Annotated in this window: 13 protein-coding genes; 5 read left to right on the forward strand and 8 right to left on the reverse strand. The window is 67.7% G+C overall.

Going from position 1 to position 17756, the window contains the following annotated elements:
• Positions 1 to 221: 221 nt before the first annotated feature.
• Both AC3WOE_RS08070 and AC3WOE_RS08075 read right to left on the reverse strand, forming a co-directional pair.
• Positions 222 to 2141, reverse strand: a complete 1920-nt coding sequence (locus AC3WOE_RS08070) for a bifunctional diguanylate cyclase/phosphodiesterase (RefSeq protein WP_492689570.1) — start codon at positions 2139 to 2141, stop codon at positions 222 to 224.
• Positions 2142 to 2154: 13 nt separating this feature from the next.
• The gene (locus tag AC3WOE_RS08075) at positions 2155 to 2796 is read right to left on the reverse strand and encodes a transglutaminase-like cysteine peptidase (protein WP_492689572.1); all 642 of its coding nucleotides are present in this window, start codon (positions 2794 to 2796) and stop codon (positions 2155 to 2157) included.
• 108 nt (positions 2797 to 2904) lie between these two features.
• Between AC3WOE_RS08075 and AC3WOE_RS08080 the strand changes: the two genes are divergently transcribed.
• Both AC3WOE_RS08080 and AC3WOE_RS08085 read left to right on the forward strand, forming a co-directional pair.
• The gene (locus AC3WOE_RS08080; RefSeq protein WP_492689574.1) at positions 2905 to 3810 is read left to right on the forward strand and encodes an HDOD domain-containing protein; all 906 of its coding nucleotides are present in this window, start codon (positions 2905 to 2907) and stop codon (positions 3808 to 3810) included.
• Complete coding sequence (locus AC3WOE_RS08085) at positions 3807 to 4373, forward strand: hypothetical protein (protein WP_492689575.1); 567 nt, start codon at positions 3807 to 3809, stop codon at positions 4371 to 4373. The genes AC3WOE_RS08080 and AC3WOE_RS08085 overlap by 4 nt, the downstream gene beginning before the upstream one ends.
• A gap of 7 nt (positions 4374 to 4380) precedes the next feature.
• Here AC3WOE_RS08085 and AC3WOE_RS08090 read toward each other — a convergent pair whose 3' ends face one another.
• The 6 genes from AC3WOE_RS08090 to aceE form a co-directional block, all read right to left on the reverse strand.
• Positions 4381 to 4593, reverse strand: coding sequence for a hypothetical protein (locus AC3WOE_RS08090; protein ID WP_492689577.1), 213 nt, complete (start codon positions 4591 to 4593; stop codon positions 4381 to 4383).
• Positions 4594 to 4659: 66 nt separating this feature from the next.
• Positions 4660 to 5766, reverse strand: coding sequence for an NAD-dependent epimerase/dehydratase family protein (locus AC3WOE_RS08095; RefSeq protein WP_492689578.1), 1107 nt, complete (start codon positions 5764 to 5766; stop codon positions 4660 to 4662).
• Complete coding sequence (locus AC3WOE_RS08100) at positions 5763 to 7085, reverse strand: NTP/NDP exchange transporter (RefSeq protein ID WP_492689580.1); 1323 nt, start codon at positions 7083 to 7085, stop codon at positions 5763 to 5765. The genes AC3WOE_RS08095 and AC3WOE_RS08100 overlap by 4 nt, the downstream gene beginning before the upstream one ends.
• 138 nt (positions 7086 to 7223) lie before the next feature.
• Positions 7224 to 9020: a dihydrolipoyl dehydrogenase gene (gene lpdA / locus AC3WOE_RS08105; RefSeq protein WP_492689581.1), complete on the reverse strand. Its 1797-nt coding sequence runs from the start codon at positions 9018 to 9020 to the stop codon at positions 7224 to 7226.
• A gap of 15 nt (positions 9021 to 9035) precedes the next feature.
• A complete protein-coding gene (aceF, locus tag AC3WOE_RS08110; RefSeq protein ID WP_492689583.1) occupies positions 9036 to 10691 on the reverse strand; it encodes a dihydrolipoyllysine-residue acetyltransferase in 1656 nt (551 codons plus the stop codon).
• A 20-nt stretch (positions 10692 to 10711) separates the two neighbouring features.
• Positions 10712 to 13423 (reverse strand): pyruvate dehydrogenase (acetyl-transferring), homodimeric type, encoded by a 2712-nt coding sequence (gene aceE, locus AC3WOE_RS08115; protein ID WP_492689584.1) that lies wholly within the window; start codon positions 13421 to 13423, stop codon positions 10712 to 10714.
• Positions 13424 to 13606: 183 nt separating this feature from the next.
• Here aceE and AC3WOE_RS08120 point away from each other — a divergent pair, with 183 nt between their 5' ends.
• The 3 genes from AC3WOE_RS08120 to folD all read left to right on the forward strand — a co-directional run bounded on the left by AC3WOE_RS08120 (position 13607) and on the right by folD (position 17755).
• Positions 13607 to 16207, forward strand: a complete 2601-nt coding sequence (locus AC3WOE_RS08120) for a PAS domain S-box protein (protein WP_492689585.1) — start codon at positions 13607 to 13609, stop codon at positions 16205 to 16207.
• On the forward strand, positions 16204 to 16827 hold the full coding sequence (locus AC3WOE_RS08125) for a response regulator transcription factor (protein WP_088483486.1): 624 nt from the start codon (positions 16204 to 16206) through the stop codon (positions 16825 to 16827). The genes AC3WOE_RS08120 and AC3WOE_RS08125 overlap by 4 nt, the downstream gene beginning before the upstream one ends.
• Positions 16828 to 16894: 67 nt before the next feature.
• Complete coding sequence (gene folD, locus AC3WOE_RS08130) at positions 16895 to 17755, forward strand: bifunctional methylenetetrahydrofolate dehydrogenase/methenyltetrahydrofolate cyclohydrolase FolD (RefSeq protein WP_492689587.1); 861 nt, start codon at positions 16895 to 16897, stop codon at positions 17753 to 17755.
• The last annotated feature ends 1 nt before the right edge of the window (position 17756 follow it).

Below are 17756 nucleotides of genomic sequence, written 5' to 3' on the forward strand. Positions count from 1 at the left end.
GTGACAGGGACAGCTGCGAGACCGCAGCGGGTCGCTTCTTCCCGCAATGCCAGCAGACGTTTTCGCGCGCCATTCATGGCGTCGTGGTGCTGGTGTGCGGTTCAGGGCCTCTTCTTTGGTGACTTTCTTCTGGCCCCGCAGAAGAAAGTTACCCGGCCGCCGGGACGGACTCCCGGCAATGCATCGAGCAAACACGCTCTATGCAAAACCAACCCAAAAACCTAGCCCTTCCAGCCCGTCACCCACGGCCCCGTCAGCCCGTCCAGCTCGCAGTCCCACAGCGCCTGGGCGTCCATCTCGTCGACGACGCCTTCGCCATAGACCGTGAGCGCCAGGCTGCGCAGCATGATGACCATGCCGCGCACAAAGGCCGCGCGGCCCGCCTCGCCGGCCACGCCCAGCAGCACCGAGGCGTCCAGCTTCACATAGTCCAGCCCGGCCTGGTAGAGCTTCTCGACCTGGGCCAGGCCGGCTCCCGCATGTTCCAGGCCCAGCTTGACGCCCAGCGGTCGCAGCTGGCGGCCGAACTCCAGCAGGCGCTCGAAGTGTTCGGTCGCCGCCGCCTCCGCCAGATCCAGCAACAACGAACGCGAGGCCTGCGGCCATTGCGCCAGCAGCTCGCGCAATTGCGGCAGGAAGGCGGCGTCGGCCAGCGACACCGGCGCCACATTGATGCAGCGCGCCTTGCCGTCGGCCGCGATCGCCTTCAGCGCCAGGTCGACGGCAAGCAGGTCGACGTGAGCGGTCATGCGCGCCCGCACCGCCAAGGGCAGCCACGCCGAAGCGGACTGGAAGTCTTCATCGAGCTGGAGCTGCAGCGGGCATTCCAGGTGCAGCACGCGACCGCTGCGGTCGCGCACCGGGAACTCGACCAGGCGGGCACGCTGCTGGCTGACCGCGTCCTGCAACTGGGCCCGCCACAGGCCCTCGCCCTGTTCACGGCCGATGCCGGGGTCAGCCACGATCTCGACGACGAAGCCGCCGCGGGCCTCGCTCTGGTGTTCGGCACGGGCCAGGGCGGCATCGGCCTCGCCCAGCCAGATATTGCTGGGCCGCTCACGCGGCAGTTCGATGGCGCCGAGGGCCACTTGCACGCCCGGGCCGAAGGCCGGCAGGCTGGCGCGCAGCGCGTCGGCCAGCGCGTGGGCCGTCTCGGCGGCCACGCCCTCGGCCGGCAACCACAGCGCAAAGTCGCCACCGTTCAGGCGCCCCACGCGGCAGCCGGCGACCGATTCCGGATAGGCCTGCAAGGCCGTCACCACGGTCAGCAGCACGTCGTCGACGGCGCCGCGCCCCAGGCGCGCATTCAGGTCGGACAGGTCGCGCAGGCGCACGAGCACGAGGCCGGCCACGGCCGGGCCGTCGTCCCGGCGCAGCGCGGCGTCCAGCTCGGCCAGGAAATGCTTGCGCGTCGAGACCCCCGTCAGCGGATCGTGATGCACCTGCTCGCGCAGCACCAGCAACTGCCCCGCCTGGGCCTCGAACAGATCGCGCACGCGCTGCACCATCGCATTCATGGCCCGCGTCAGCCGCTGCAGCTCGGGCACGCGCGGCTCGATGACCTGGCCATAGCTGCCGGCCAGCACGCCCTCGGCCTGGGCCACGGCGGCGTCCAGCGGGCGGCGGATGCGCCGCAGGCCGGCCCAGGCCAGCACGGCCGCGACGATGCCGACGAGGAGCAGCCAGGCCAGCAGGCGGCGCGAGGTCAGCCACAGCGCGTCGTGGGCATAGCTGGAATGGCTCCTGAGCTCCACGGAACCGATGGCGTTCCAGCCGTTGGACAGCTGCGCCACGCCGGCCGCGGCCTCGATGGGCAGCAGGCCGCGGAACCAGGCCGGCGCCTGGCCGGGGCGCGGCGCCTCGGCGCGCTCGAACAGGGTCTCGCCCTTGGGGCCGCGCCAACGCACGAATTCGTAGGCGCCGGTGTCGAACTGGGCCGACACCAGCAGCTTGATCAGCTCGCGGTCGCCCTGCTGTTGCGACAGGGCCAGGGCCAGTGCCTGGGCGTTGTCGGCGTTCTTCAGCTCGAGCTGGGTGCGCATCAGCTGGCGCGCCGAGACCGTGGACAGGCCGACCGCGCCCACCAGCGCGGCCAGGACCACGCCGAGCACCAGCCAGGCGATCTGCCGCATCAAGGACATGTCTCACTCCCCGTCATAGAAACCCTTCTGCCCTGACCTTGGCCACCAGCTCGCGCCACAGCGACAGGCGCGCCAGCGGGTCGCCCGCCGTCACCTGGCCCACGCCCTGCCACAGGCCCTCGGTGTTGAAGCTGAATACCGGCGTCAGGTCGCCGCGCTGCGACGCGGGCAAGACCTCGGGCCGCAGGTTGTCCAGGATCAGCGGCTCGGCGCCCGGCTGGGCATAGTAGGCCAGCACCATATGGGCGAGCGACTGCCCCTGAAGCCGCGCCCTGACGTAGACCATGCGCAGCTTGGCCGTCGGCACGCCCGTGGCGGCCAGGCCGAAGTACTTGGCGATGGCGTAGTCCTCGCAGTCGCCGGCGCGCTTTTCCAGGCTTTCCAGCGGCGAGGCCCAGTAGTCCGGCACGCCCCAGACCACCGAATCGTCCTTGAAGGCCAGGCGGCGGTTGAAGAAATCGTTGATGTCCTTCAACCGCTGCAGTTCCTCGACCGTGCCGCTGCGCTCGATCTGCTGCACCAGGGCCTGGGCCTGCTCGACGACGCGCGGGCCGCGGGCGGCCGCGGCCTCGAGCACGCGCGAGGCGTCGTAGGCCGCCAGCGCCAACACCGGCCCCGTCACCCAGGCGACCAGCCACCACCGGCGCGGGCGCAAGGCGAAAGCGACACGGGACGGGGAAGTGGGCAAGATTGACGGCAGGCAGCGGTTGAATTCACTGTACCCGGCCGGCGGCCGCCCGAAGCGGCTCTAAGATTTTTGGCTATGCAGAACCCGGCACCTTCCCACGTCTCTCGCCCTCACGGCGCGCGGACGCAGCAGATCCGCGACGACCTCGACCAGTCGCGCCGCCGCGGTCCCCTGCAGCAGATCCAGATCCCGCCCTGCCCGGAACTGCTGGCCCAGCTGCAGCAAGCCATGAGCCAGCCCGAGCCCGACCTCAACCTGGTCGGGCGCATCGCCTCCAGCGACGTGGCCATGGCCGCCACGCTGCTGCGCATCGCCAACGGCCCGCTGTTCAAGCCCGTCGGCCTGCCCTGCACCACCGTCGGCCAGGCCATGACGCGCATCGGCCTGCGCGAGAGCGTGGCCGTCATGACCGGCTTCCTGGCCCAGCACGCCATCCCCGTCAACGCGCCGCAGCTGGCGCGCTTCTGGGAGCGCAGCACCAAGCGCGCCATCGCCATGGCCATCATTGCCCAGCAGCTGCCGGGCCTGTCCCCTGATCTGGCGCACAGCTTCGGCCTCTTCCTGCACGTCGGCATGCCGGTGCTGCTGCAGAGCGTGCGTGGCTACGCGGCCACCATGGTGGAGGCCGGCGCCCGCATCGACCGCCCCTATATCGCCACCGAGAACGCCAACCACAAGACCGACCATGCCGTCGTCGGCGCCCTGGTGGTGCGGGTGTGGAACCTGCCGCCGCCGCTGATGGCGGCCATTCGGCTGCATCACGACTTCGCTTCGCTGGGCCATGACGGCATCGAGCCCGAGATCCACACGCTGATCGCCGCCGGCCTGATCGCCGAGCACCTGATGCGCCGCCACGAGGGCCTGCCGGAAGACGCTGACTGGGCCGGTCACCACCAGGCCGCCATGGAATGGCTGCACATCGGCTGGGACGAACTGGCCCAGTGGGAAGAGGCCATCAGCGCGCAGTTCGACGCCGCGTGAAACTGCCCCGCCTGCGCGTCATCGTCCTCGCCGTCATGGTGGTGGGCACCACGATCGCGCTGGCCTGGAAAGTGTTCGGCCCGGCGGGCGTCGCCGTCGAGCTGACCCGGCGCGGCTGGCGCATGGAGGTCATCGTCGAGCGCCTGCGCGCCGAGTCCGGCTCCGACTGGTGCGACGAGTTGCCCGAGGGCGCCTTCGACATCAGCCGCCGCACCATCGCCGATCCCACCGGCAAGCGGGCCGAGCCCAGTGAGCACTGCCGCTACAGCACGCTCGCCTGGCGCCGCAGCTGGATCGCCAAGACCGAAGGCGGCCCCGACGACCATCCCGACTGGCCGCGCCCGCCACTGCGCATGGCCGCGCCCGGGCAGGCGGGCAGCGAGCGCCTGGGCAAGCGCGAGGCCTATTTCGAGATCGAACTGCGCGACCGCGACGACCACGCCTGGGTCTGCCGCCTCGACCCCGAGCACTGGAAGCAGCTGCGGGTGGGCATGCGCTTTCGCATGCCGGTGGACCGTTTCGGCACGGCCAACTGCCCGGCGATGTACCCGTCGCGCCTCTGATCGGTCCTCAGTGGACCAGTTGCCAGGCCGCGACGACCACATGCCCCCAGAGCATCAGGTTGAAGCCCAGCAGCGTGAAGACGCGCAGGAAGGTCCAGAACTTGCGCGCCCTCTCCAGCGCCTCATCGGCGCCAGTGAAGACATAGATGCCCATGTAGAGGGCCGACGGCAGCAGGGTGGCGGCCATCACGCAGGCCATGAACCAGTAGAAGAAGGTCATGGCCCCATTGTGGCGACGCGCCCGGCCCCTGAGGCTTGACGTTAGCCCTCAGGCCGCTCAGGCCACTCAACCGGCCTTGGCCGCCTTCCAGCGCTTCAGCATCTCGGCTTCCTGCTCGGGCGTGAAGGCCATCTTGGTGCGGCCCTTCTCCTCCTTCAGCTGGCCCTGGTACCAGGCCAGGGTGTCGGCCACCGTCTGCTCGACGGGCCGAAAGCGCAGCCCGGCCTTGACGGCGCGGCCGTTCTGCCAGGTGTGGAAGCCCTGGGTCTCGCCGGCATAGGGTGCCCAGATCGGGAAGTCGATGCCCTCCTGCTTGGCGACGAACTCGCCGGGGATCCAGGTCAGCGTGCTTGCCGTGGGCGTGGCCTTCTGGCAGGCGGCGATGACGCGGCCCCAGGTCATGGGCTTGTCCGGCCCCAGACCGTTGAAGACGCCGATGGTGCGGTTCTCGACCATCAGCACCAGCCACTCGGCCAGGTCGCGCACGTCGATGAGTTGCAGCGGGTCGGTCGGCGCGCCGGGCACGGCGATCTCGCCGCCCTTGTCGAAGCGGGCCGGCCAGTAAGTGAAGCGGCCGGTCGGGTCGTCGGGGCCGACGATGAAGCCGGGGCGGACCACCGTCGTGCGGCCGGGCAGCGCCGCTTCGGCGGCCGCCTCGCAGGCGGCCTTGAGCCCGCCGTAGTTCTCGAAGCCCTTGCCCATCTCCTCGACCTTGGGGTCGGCCAGCACGGCCAGCGGCGAGTTCTCGTCGCCATTGATCGGGCTGGGCTCCTTGTAGGCGCTGATGCTGGAGATGAAGATGTAGTGCTTGACCCGCGGCGCCAGCAGTTGCGCCGAGGCGCCGACCATGCGCGGGTAGTAGCCCGAGTCGTCGATGACGGCATCCCACTCGCCGGTCTCCAGCGACTTGATGCCCTCGCCCTTCAGCGGGTCGCGGTCGCCCTGGCGCTTCTCGATGTCGGGAAACAGGCCCGGGCGCGTCTTGCCGCGGTTGAACAAGGTCAGCGTGTGGCCGCGCGCCCGCGCCGCCTCGACGATGGCCGGGCCGAGGAAGCCGGTGCCACCGAGGATGAGGATGCGCTTGGGCGCGGGGGTGGCCGCCGCGAAGGCGGCTCCGGGCAGCAGGGTGGCGCTCATCTGCAGGACCTGTCGACGCGAGGGGTGGATCTTCATGTGGGAGTCTCCTTGTGATTGAAAGGCAGCGGCGCGGTGTCAGCGTGCTCGTGATGGCGACGGTTCACGAGCCGACCCAGCCATCCCGCGAAAGCAACCCAGGCACCGGCACAACCCAGCGCCGCCAGCGAGACCGGGACCAGCAACGCGGCGAACAGCGTCGGCGCCCAGACGCCGAGGAAGTCGCCGCCGCGGAAGACGAAGGTGTCGATGAAGGCCTTGGACTTGTAGCGCTCCTCCGGCCCCAGCGGGATGTAGAGGATCTCGCGCGCCGGCCGGTCCACCGCATAGTGGATGCCGCGGCGCAGCACCTGCACCAGGGCCAGCGCCAGGAAGCTGGGCCACAGGGCCAGCGCGCCGAAGCCCAGCGTCGTCAGGAGCGGCAGCACCAGCAGCACGCCCGACACGCCGATGCCGCGCAGCAGGCGGCTGGTCAGCAGCAACTGCACGGTCAGCGTCAGCACATTGGTCCAGAAGTCCAGCTTGGCGAAGGCCGCCGTGCGCTCGGCCGGGCTGGCGAAGCTTTTGGCGACGATATCGCCCTGCATCAGGTAGAGGAAGGTCGACGTGATGGTGAACAGCAGCATGTAGGCGCAGATCAGCTGCAGATAGCGCGAAGCCGCGATGGCCTTCAGGCCGGCCTTGAAGTCGGGACCGGGTTCGCGGGCCCGCTGGCCTTCGCCCGACGACAGCTTGAAGTGGACCGCCAGGCGCAGCATGCAGAACACCGCCACCTCCAGGCCCAGCACCGCGAGCAGCATCAGGCCGGCCGGCTCGACCTTGAAGCTCCAGTCGCCACTGCTGACGCCCTGGGTCACCGCGGCGCCGACAACCGCCCCCAGCGTGCCGCCCATGGAGATCATGCCGAACAGCCGCTTGCCCTGGTCCTCGGTGAAGACGTCGGCCATCAGGCTCCAGAACACCGACACGACGAAGAGGTTGAAGACGCTCAGCCACACGTAGAAGGCATAGCCCAGCAGGTTGCCGCCATGCCCGGGCAGGGCGTAGAAGAGCGCGGCGAACACCAGCAGATTGGCGGCGAAGAAGTGGGCCACCAGCGGGATGAAGCGCCGGCGCGGCAGGCGTGACACCAGGGTCGCATAGACCGGGTTGACGACCAGCATGACGACCAGGGTGGTCGTCATCAGCCAGGGCAACCAGTCGGCGCCACGCGCAATGCCCATGGCCTCGCGTACCGGTCGCAGCAGGTAGAGGGCGAGCAGCAGGAAGAAGAAATAGGCCGCCGCGTACAGCAGCGCACGGCCTTCGCCGGGGCGCAGCAGCACCAGGCGTTGCAGTCGTGTCGTCAGGGCCGTCATGGGACGAATTGGCGCACCGGTGGACGGGCGCTGCGATTCGTCACGGCGGGAAAACCCACGCAGGCAAAACCCACGGTGCCAAAAGCAACAGGCCCGTCCGTTGCCGGAGCGGGCCTGTTTTCTTGAAGCGCTGCGCGCTTACTTTTTGCGGACTGGCGGCACGTCGGTGCAGGAACCGTGCGCCACTTCAGCCGCCATGCCGAGCGATTCTCCCAGCGTCGGGTGCGGATGGATGGTCTTGCCGATGTCCACCGCGTCCGCGCCCATCTCGATGGCCAGGGCGATCTCGCCGATCATGTCGCCGGCATGGGTGCCGACGATGCCGCCGCCGATGATGCGGTGGCTCTCGTCATCGAAGATCAGCTTGGTGAAGCCCTCGTCGCGGCCGTTGGCGATGGCGCGGCCCGAAGCCGTCCAGGGGAACAGGCCCTTGGTGAACTTGATGCCCTTGGCCTTGGCCTCGTCCTCGGTCATGCCCACCCAGGCGACCTCGGGGTCGGTGTAGGCGACGCTCGGGATCACGCGAGCGTCGAACTGGCTCTTCTTGAGCTTGTCGTCACCCAGCAGTTCGCCGGCGCAGACCTCGGCCGCCACATGGCCTTCGTGCACCGCCTTGTGGGCCAGCATGGGCTGGCCGACGATGTCGCCGATGGCGAAGATGTTGGCCACGTTGGTGCGCATCTGCACGTCGACCGGGATGAAGCCGCGGTCGCCGACGACGACGCCGGCGTTCTCGGCGGCTATCTTCTTGCCATTGGGCGTGCGGCCCACGGCCTGCAGCACCAGGTCGTAGCGCTGAGCCTCCTTGGGCGCGCCCTCGCCTTCGAAGGTGACGTAGATGCCGTCGGGCCTGGCTTCGGCCGCGACCGTCTTGGTGTTCAACATGATGTTGTCGAAGCGGCCCTGGTTGAACTTCTGCCAGACCTTGACGAGGTCGCGGTCGGCGCCCGTCATCAGCGTGGGCAGCATTTCGACCACGTCCAGGCGCGCGCCCAGCGTCGAGTACACCGTGCCCATTTCCAGGCCGATGATGCCGCCGCCGACGATGAGCATCTTCTGCGGCTTGACACCCATCTCCAGCGCGCCGGTCGAGTCGACGATGCGCGGGTCGTTGGGCAGGAAGGGCAGGCGCACGGCCTGGGAACCGGCCGCGATGATGAGGCGCTTGAAGGCCACGGTCTGGGCCGCGCCGGTCTTGGCCTGGCCCACGGCGCCTTCGGTGGCTTCGACCTTCAGGTGCTGGGCGTCCAGCAGCGAGCCGACGCCGCGCAGCACGGTGACCTTGCGCATCTTGGCCATGGCCGCGAGGCCGCCGGTCAGCTTGGCCGTCACCTTGTTCTTGTGCGCACGCAGCTTGTCGATGTCGACGGTGGGCGCGCCGAAGACGACGCCCAGGTCGGCCATGTGGCTGGCCTCGTCCATGACGGCCGCGACGTGCAGCAGCGCCTTGGACGGGATGCAGCCGACGTTCAGGCACACGCCGCCCAGCGTCGCGTAACGCTCGACGATGGCGACCTTGAGGCCCAGGTCGGCGGCGCGGAAGGCGGCCGAATAGCCGCCAGGGCCGCCGCCGAGGACGACCAGGTCGAAGGCTTGATCGGCACTACCGCTGTAGGTCGCAGCAGCAGGGGCTTGGACCGTGGCAGCAGCCGGCGCAGGCGCCGCAGCGGCCGGAGCCGGCGCGGGAGCAGCGGCATCGGCCGACTCCAGCGTCAGCACGACCGAGCCCTTGGCGACCTTGTCGCCGATCTTGACCTTCAGCTCCTTGACCACGCCAGCGGCAGACGACGGAATCTCCATCGATGCCTTGTCGCTTTCGACGGTGATCAGGCTCTGCTCGACCTTGACGGTGTCGCCGGCCTTGACCAGCACCTCGATGACGCCGACTTCGTCGAAATCGCCGATGTCGGGAACTTGAACTTCAATGAGTGCCATGAGTTCAGCTCCCGATCACAGGGCGATGCGGCGGAAGTCCGCCAGCAGCGACGCGAAGTAGACGTTGAAGCGCGCGGCAGCGGCGCCGTCGATGACGCGGTGGTCCCAGCTCAGCGACAGCGGCAGGATCAGGCGCGGCTGGAAGGCCTTGCCGTCCCAGACCGGCTCGATCGAGCTCTTGCAGACGCCCATGATGGACACCTCGGGCGCATTGATGATGGGCGTGAAGTACTTGCCGCCGATGCCGCCCAGGGACGAGATCGAGAAGCAGCCGCCGCTCATGTCGGCCGGGCCCAGCTTGCCGTCGCGCGCCTTCTTGGCCAACTCCGACATCTCGGCGCTGATCTGGAAGATGCCCTTCTTGTCGGCGTCCTTGATGACGGGCACGACCAGGCCGTTGGGCGTGTCGGCCGCGAAGCCGATGTGGAAGTAGTTCTTCAGCACCAGCGTGTCGCCGTCCAGCGAGCTGTTGAACTCGGGGAACTTCTTCAGCGCCGCCACGGCCGCCTTGATCATGAACGCCAGCATCGTGACCTTGATGCCGGCCTTCTCGTTCTCCTTGTTCAGCTGGACGCGGAAGGCCTCGAGTTCGGTGATGTCGGCATCGTCGTGATTGGTGACGTGCGGAATGACGACCCAGTTGCGATGCAGGTTGGCGCCCGAGATCTTCTTGATGCGCGACAGTTCCTTGCGCTCGACGGCACCGAACTTCTCGAAATCGACCTTGGGCCAGGCCAGCAGGTTGAGGCCCGTGCCACCACCGGCGGCAGCAGCCGCGGGGACCGCAGCCTTTTGCGCGGCGGTCTGCACGGCGCCCGACATGACGGACTTGACGAAGCCCTGGATGTCGCTCTCGACGATGCGGCCCTTGGCGCCGCTGCCCTTCACTTCGGCCAGCGGCACACCGAGCTCGCGGGCGAGCTTGCGGATGCTGGGCGAGGCATGGGGCAGTTGACCCGTCGGCGCGGTGGGCTGGTGGGCCGGCAACGCAGCGGCAGCGACCGGCGCAGCAGCAGCAGCAACGGGTGCTCCCGCAGCGGGAGCCGGAGCGGCGGCAGCCGGTGCGGACGCAGCGGCGGCAGGAGCACCACCGGCGGACTTCACGCGGGCCAGGGCCGAACCCTTGCTGACCTTGTCGCCGACCTTGACCAGCAGTTCTTCGACGACGCCGGCCGTCGACGACGGGATCTCCATCGAGGCCTTGTCGCTTTCGACGGTAACCAGGCTCTGCTCGACCTTGACGGTGTCGCCCACCTTGACGAGCAGCTCGATGACGGCCACTTCGTCGAAGTCGCCGATGTCCGGCACTTCGACGGTGATCGTGCCGCCGGCCGCGGGGGCCGGTGCAGCGGCGGCCGGAGCGGGCGCTTCAGCGGCAGGAGCCGGTGCAGCCGCAGCGGAAGCCGGGGCGGCCGGCGCAGCGGCAACAGCGCCCTCACCTTCCACGACCACCAACACGCTGCCTTCCTTGACCTTGTCGCCGACGACGACCTTGATCTCTTTGACGACGCCGGCCTGCGAGGACGGGATTTCCATCGATGCCTTGTCGCTCTCCACCGTCACCAGGCTTTGCTCGACCTTGACGGTGTCGCCGACCTTGACCAGCACCTCGATGACGCCGACCTCGTCGAAATCGCCGATGTCGGGAACCTTGACTTCAACCAATGCCATGTTTGTGTCTCCCCCGGGGCTCAGGCGTAGAGCGGGTTGATCTTGTTGATGTCGATGCCGTACTTGGCGATGGCTTCAGCCACCTTCTCGACGGGGATCGCACCATCGTCGGCCAGGGCCTTGAGCGCGGCCACGACGATGTAGTGGCGGTTGATCTCGAAGTGCTCGCGCAGCTTGGAGCGGAAGTCGCTGCGGCCGAAGCCGTCGGTGCCGAGCACCTTGTAGGAACGGCCCTTGGGGACGTAGGCGCGGATCTGCTCGGCGTAGTTCTTCATGTAGTCGGTCGACGCGATGACCGGGCCCTGGGTGTGGCCGAGCTGCTGCGTCACATAAGGCACGCAGGCGAGTTCGGTCGGGTGCAGCAGGTTCCAGCGCTCGGCGTTCTGGCCGTCGCGGGCCAGCTCGTTGAAGCTCGGGCAGCTCCACACGTTGGCGCCGACGCCCCAGTCCTCTTCCAGCAGCATCTTGGCGACCTGGCTTTCGCGCAGGATGGTGCCCGAGCCCAGCAGGTTGACGCTGAGGGACTTGGAAGCATCGGCCTCTTCCAGCAGATACATGCCCTTGAGGATCTGCTCCTCGGTGCCGGCCTTGAGCCCGGGCATGGGGTAGTTCTCGTTCAGCAGGGTGATGTAGTAAAAGACGTTTTCCTGGTCTTCGACCATGCGCTTCAAGCCGCGCTGCATGATGACCGCCACTTCGTGGGCGAAGGTCGGGTCGTAGCTGATGCAGTTCGGAATCGTGCCGGCCAGGATGTGGCTGTGGCCGTCTTCGTGCTGCAGGCCTTCGCCGTTCAGCGTCGTGCGGCCCGACGTGCCGCCCAGCAGGAAGCCGCGCGCCTGCATGTCGCCCGCCGCCCAGGCCAGGTCACCGATGCGCTGGAAGCCGAACATCGAGTAGTAGACGTAGAACGGGATCATCACGCGGTTGTTCGTCGAGTACGACGTCGCCGCAGCGATCCAGCTGGCCATGCCGCCGGCTTCGTTGATGCCTTCCTGCAGGATCTGGCCGGCCTTGTCCTCGCGGTAGTACATGACCTGGTCCTTGTCGACCGGCGTGTACAGCTGACCCTTGGGGTTGTAGATGCCGATCTGGCGGAACAGGCCTTCCATGCCGAAGGTGCGGGCCTCGTCGACGAGGATGGGCACGACGCGCGGGCCGATCTCCTTGTCGCGCAGCAGTTGCGTCAGGAAGCGCACATAGGCCTGGGTCGTCGAGATCTCGCGGCCTTCGGCGGTCGGGTCCAGCACGGCCTGGAAGGTGGCCAGCTCGGGCACCTTGAACTGCTCGTCGGCCTTGGCGCGGCGAGCGGGCAGATAGCCGCCCAGGGCCTGGCGGCGCTCGTGCAGATAGCGCATCTCCGGCGTGTCGTCGGCAGGCTTGTAATACGGGATCTTGGGCAGCTCGCTGTCCGGCACCGGGATGTTGAAGCGGTCACGGATGTACTTGATGTCCTCGTCGGTCAGCTTCTTGGTCTGGTGGACGGTGTTCTTGCCTTCACCGGCCTTGCCCATGCCATAGCCCTTGACGGTCTTGACCAGCAGCACGGTGGGCTGGCCCGTCTTGTTGTTGTGGGCCTTCTCGAAGGCGGCGTAGACCTTCTCCGGCTCGTGGCCGCCACGGCGCAGTTCGAAGATCTCTTCGTCGCTCATGTGGGCAACGAGCTTGGCGGTCTCGGGGTATTTGCCGAAGAAGTTCTTGCGGACGAAGGCGCCGTCGTTGGCCTTCATGGCCTGGTAGTCGCCGTCCAGCGTCTCCATCATCAGCTGCTTGAGCTTGCCGCTCTTGTCGCGCGCCAGCAGCTCGTCCCAGCCCTTGCCCCAGATCAGCTTGATGACGTTCCAGCCGGCACCGCGGAACTCGCCTTCCAGCTCCTGGATGATCTTGCCGTTGCCGCGCACCGGGCCGTCCAGGCGCTGCAGATTGCAGTTGACGACGAAGACGAGGTTGTCGAGGTTCTCGCGCACGGCCAGGCCGATGGCGCCCAGGCTTTCAGGCTCGTCCATCTCGCCGTCGCCCATGAAGGCCCAGACCTTGCGGTTCTCGGTGTTGGCGATGCCGCGGGCGTGCAGATACTTCAGGAAGCGCGCCTGGTAGATCGCCATCAAGGGGCCCAGGCCCATGGAGACGGTCGGGAACTGCCAGAAGTTGGGCATCAGCTTCGGGTGCGGGTAGCTGGACAGGCCCTTGCCGTCGACTTCCTGGCGGAAGTTGTCCAGCTGCTCTTCGCTCAGGCGGCCTTCCAGGAAGGCGCGGGCATAGATGCCGGGCGCGCTGTGGCCCTGGATGTAGAGGCAGTCACCGCCGTGGTCTTCGCTGGCGGCATGCCAGAAATGGTTGAAGCCGGCGCCGAACATGCTGGCCACCGAGGCGAAGGAGCCGATGTGGCCGCCCAGGTCGCCGCCGTCGGCGGGGTGCAGTCGGTTGGCGCGCACCACCATGGCCATGGCGTTCCAGCGCATATAGGCGCGCAGGCGCTTCTCGATCTGGATATTGCCGGGGCAGCGGGCTTCCTGGTCGGCCTCGATGGTGTTCACATAGCCGGTGGTGGCCGAGAACGGCAGGTCGATGCTGTGGTGGCGGGCATGCTCCAGCATCTCCTCGATCAGGAAGTGGGCGCGCTCGGCGCCTTCACGGTCGATGACGGCCGAGAGGGCGTCCAGCCACTCCTTGGTTTCCGTCGGATCTTGGTCGTTCGCGGCGGCGCCGAGAAACTCTTGCGGCTGGGCTGACATGGCCGTGTCTCCTGGTAAATCCGCCTACGGCGGGCGGAAGTGGCTGTTCTAACAGGGTGCGAAGCGCAGGCCGAGACCCGCGAGCGGCCGGAGTGTCTCACAAGCCCTGCCATTTCCCAAATGGTGCGAGATGATTTCTTAATATGAAATTGTCACATCCAAACCCGCCCGGATAATTTGCCGATGTCCCTCGATTCCCCCGCCCCCGAGATCCCCTCACGCGGTCAACGCATGCTGGCGCCGCTGCGCCGCTTCGTCGCCACCTGGTGGTTCCGGCAATCGCCCTCGCGCCAGGACCGCCTGGCCACCCTGGGCCCGCTGATCTCGGTGCTGCTTTTCCTGGCGGCCATCATTTCGGCCTTCTGGTACTTGCGTAACGAGGAAATCGAGCGCGAGACCGAGTCGGTCAAGCGCGACACCGAGATCGCCCAGCAGCAGATCCGCCTGCGCCTGATCGAGAACCAGGAGCAGCTGGTGCGCATCGCCCGCGAGGTCGTCACGCGCCAAATCGACGCCCACGAGTTCTCCGCCCAGGCCCAGGCCTTCGCCCGCGAGCGCCCCGAGCTGACGCATGTGACCTGGCTGAGCGCCAAGCGCGAGCGCCGCAGCAGCGTGGGCGCGGCGGGCTTCCAGGCCGACGGGCTGATGACGGCGGACAGCGACGACCCGTCGATGCCCATGGCCAACCAGTCCAATGCGGCGGCCATCGCCTTCGAGGCCGCCAAGGAAAGGCGCCAGCCGGTCTATTCACCGCCCTTCACCGACGCCAACGGCACCACCGTCTTCCAGCTGCACATCCCGCTGATCGACCGCGGCGGCTTCGCCGGCGTGCTGATCGCCGAATACACCGTCGAGTCGCTGCTGCGCTATTACGTGCCCAGCGAGGTGGCCACCCGCCACAGCATCGCCGTGCTGGATGCGCGCGACCAGATCGTCAGCAGCACCGTCACGCCCATGCCCGGCCAGGTGCTGCGCCGCGCCTCCCTGCTGCACGACGTGCCGCTGGCGCCCGCGCTGAACGGCCTCGTGCTGCGCGGCCAGGGCTGGCGCACCTCCATCGGCCTCATCAACAACGCCTTGTTCTGGCTGGTGCTGGCCCTGGCGGGCATGACGGTCTGGATGCTGCTGGGCACCTGGCGCCATATGCGCCGTCGCACCCAGATCCAGAACGCGCTGACGCTGGAGACCAATTTCCGCCGCGCCATGGAGAACTCCATGCTGACCGGCATGCGCGCCATGGACATGGACACGCGCATCACCTACGTGAACCCGGCCTTCTGCGCGATGACGGGCTTCTCGGAGGCTGACCTGGTGGGCCGCACGCCGCCCTACCCCTTCTGGCCCGCCGACCGCCGCGAAGAGAACGCACGCCTGCTGCAACAGGAACTGCAGGGCCGCAGCCCCTCGGGTGGCGTCGAGGTGAAGATCCAGCGCAAGGACGGCAGCCAGTTCGACGCCCGCGTCTATGTGTCGCCGCTGGTCGACACCAAGGGCAAGCAGACCGGCTGGATGACCTCGATGACCAACATCACCGAGGCCAAGCGCGTGCGCGACCAGCTCTCGGCCTCGCACGAGCGCTTCACCACCGTGCTGGAAGGCCTGGATGCAGCCGTGTCGGTGCTGTCCGTGCAGCCACCCGAGCTGCTGTTCGCCAACCGCAGCTACCGCCTGTGGTTCGGCGCCGATCCGGCCGGCCACGCCCTGCTGGCGGGCGGCCATTTGATGGGCACCACCAGCCGCCGCGGCGGCCTGGGCGACGGCGAGGACGAGGTCGACGACTATTCCGGCCTGCCCGCGGAGGCCCTGACCGAGACCGGCTCCGACCCGCGCGAGGTCTATGTCGAGTCGCTGGCCATGTGGTTCGACGTCCGCGCCCGCTATCTGCAGTGGACCGACGGCCGCCTGGCCCAGATGCTGATCGCGACCGACATCACCATGCGCCGCCACGCCGAGGCGCAAGCCGCCCTGCAGGCCGAGAAGGCCCAGGTCACCAGCCGGCTGATGACCATGGGCGAGATGGCCTCCAGCGTGGCCCATGAGCTGAACCAGCCGCTGACGGCCATCACCAACTACTGCAACGGCATGGTCAGCCGGGTGCGCAACGACAGCATCGACAAGGACGCGTTGATGGCGGCCCTGTCCAAGACCGCCAAGCAGGCAGAGCGGGCGGGCCAGATCATTCACCGCATCCGCAACTTCGTGAAGCGCAGCGAGCCGCAGCGCCAGCCGGCCCATGCAGCCGACATCGTCGAGGACGCCGTGGAGCTGGCTGGCATCGAGCTGCGCCGGCGCACCGTCGCCATCCACACCTATGTGGCCCAGCGCCTGCCGCAACTGATGGTGGACCCCATCCTGATCGAGCAGGTGCTGATGAACCTGCTGAAGAACGCCGCCGAAGCCATCGACAACGCGTCGCTCCCGACCTCGCGCCGGCACATCGAATTGCGGGTCGTCCCCAAGCACAGCGCCGAGCTGGGCGGGCAGATCGAGTTCTCGGTCACCGACATGGGGCCGGGTTTGCCCGATGAGGTGCTGGCCCGCATGTATGAGGCATTTTTCTCGACAAAAGCCGACGGATTGGGCATCGGATTAGGGTTATGCCGGTCTATCGTCGAGTCCCACCAGGGCCGGATAAAAGCCGAGAACCTCTACAATGGCTCCCTGGTTGTTGGCTGCCGATTCGCCTTCACGATACCCGTCACCATCACCTCAGAACAGCTCCGGCAGGAGGCTCCGCAAAGCCTCCTCGGCAGCGCTCAGAGAACAGAACCCACAGCACCATGAGCTTGATCCCCAAGAAGGGCAACGTCTACGTTGTCGATGACGACGAAGCGGTCCGCGACTCCCTGCAGTGGCTTCTCGAAGGCAAGGACTACCGGGTCAAGTGTTTTGACTCCGCGGAATCCTTCCTGGCCCGCTACGACCCCCGTGAGGTCGCCTGCCTCATCGCCGACATCCGCATGGATGGCATGACCGGCCTGGAACTCCAGGACCGCCTCATCGAGCGCAAGAGCCCCCTGCCCATCGTCTTCATCACCGGCCACGGCGACGTGCCCATGGCGGTGCAGACCATGAAGAAGGGCGCGATGGACTTCATCGAGAAGCCCTTCAAGGAAGAAGAGCTGCTGGCCCTGGTGGAGCGCATGCTCGACCAGGCCCGCGACGCCTTCTCCAGCCACCAGGAAGCCGCCAGCCGCGATGCCCTGCTGGCCCGCCTGACGACCCGCGAGGCGCAGGTGCTGGAGCGCATCGTCGCTGGCCGCCTGAACAAGCAGATCGCCGACGACCTCGGCATCAGCATCAAGACGGTCGAGGCGCATCGCGCCAACATCATGGAAAAGCTCAACGCCAACACGGTGGCGGACCTGCTCAAGATTGCCTTGGGCGCGACCGCCAAGGCCTGATCCCCGACTCCCTTTCAAAGGCCGCTGCACCCCAGCGGCCTTTTGCATTCCAGAAAGCATCACTGCCATGACCGCCCAACTCATCGACGGCCTCGCCCTGTCCAAGGCCACCCGCGCCGAAGTCGCCCAACGCGCCGCTGCGCTGACCGCCCAGGGCAAACAGCCCGGCCTCGCCGTCGTGCTGGTGGGCGACAACCCCGCCAGCCAGGTCTATGTGCGCAACAAGGTCAAGGCCTGCGAGGAGGCCGGCATCCATTCGGTGCTGGAGAAGTACGACGCCACCATGACCGAAGCCGAGTTGCTGGCCCGCGTCGAAGCCCTGAACAACGACCCCAGCATCCACGGCATCCTGGTGCAGCTGCCCCTGCCCAAGCACATCGACGACCACAAGGTCATCGAATCCATCTCGCCCGCCAAGGACGTCGACGGCTTCCACGTCGCCAGCGCCGGTGCGTTGATGGTGGGCGAGCCTGGTTTCAAGGCCTGCACGCCCTATGGCTGCATGAAGATGCTGGAAAGCATCGGCATGAAGGACTTGCGCGGCAAGCACGCCGTCGTCATCGGCCGCAGCAATATCGTCGGCAAGCCCATGGCCCTGATGCTGCTGGCCGCCAACGCCACCGTCACGGTCTGCCACAGCGGCACGGCCGACCTGGGCGCCATGACCCGCCAGGCCGACGTCATCGTCGCCGCCGTCGGCAAGCGCAATGTGCTGACCGCCGACATGGTCAAGCCCGGCGCCGTCGTCATCGACGTGGGCATGAACCGCAACGACGAAGGCAAGCTCTGCGGCGACGTCGATTTCGACGGCGTCAAGGACGTGGCCGGCTTTATCACGCCGGTTCCCGGTGGCGTGGGTCCTATGACCATTGCCATGTTGCTGGTGAACACGCTTGAATCCGCGGAGCGAAGCCTCAAGTCCGCCTGAT

Source organism: Roseateles sp. FW305-36 (assembly GCF_058787015.1).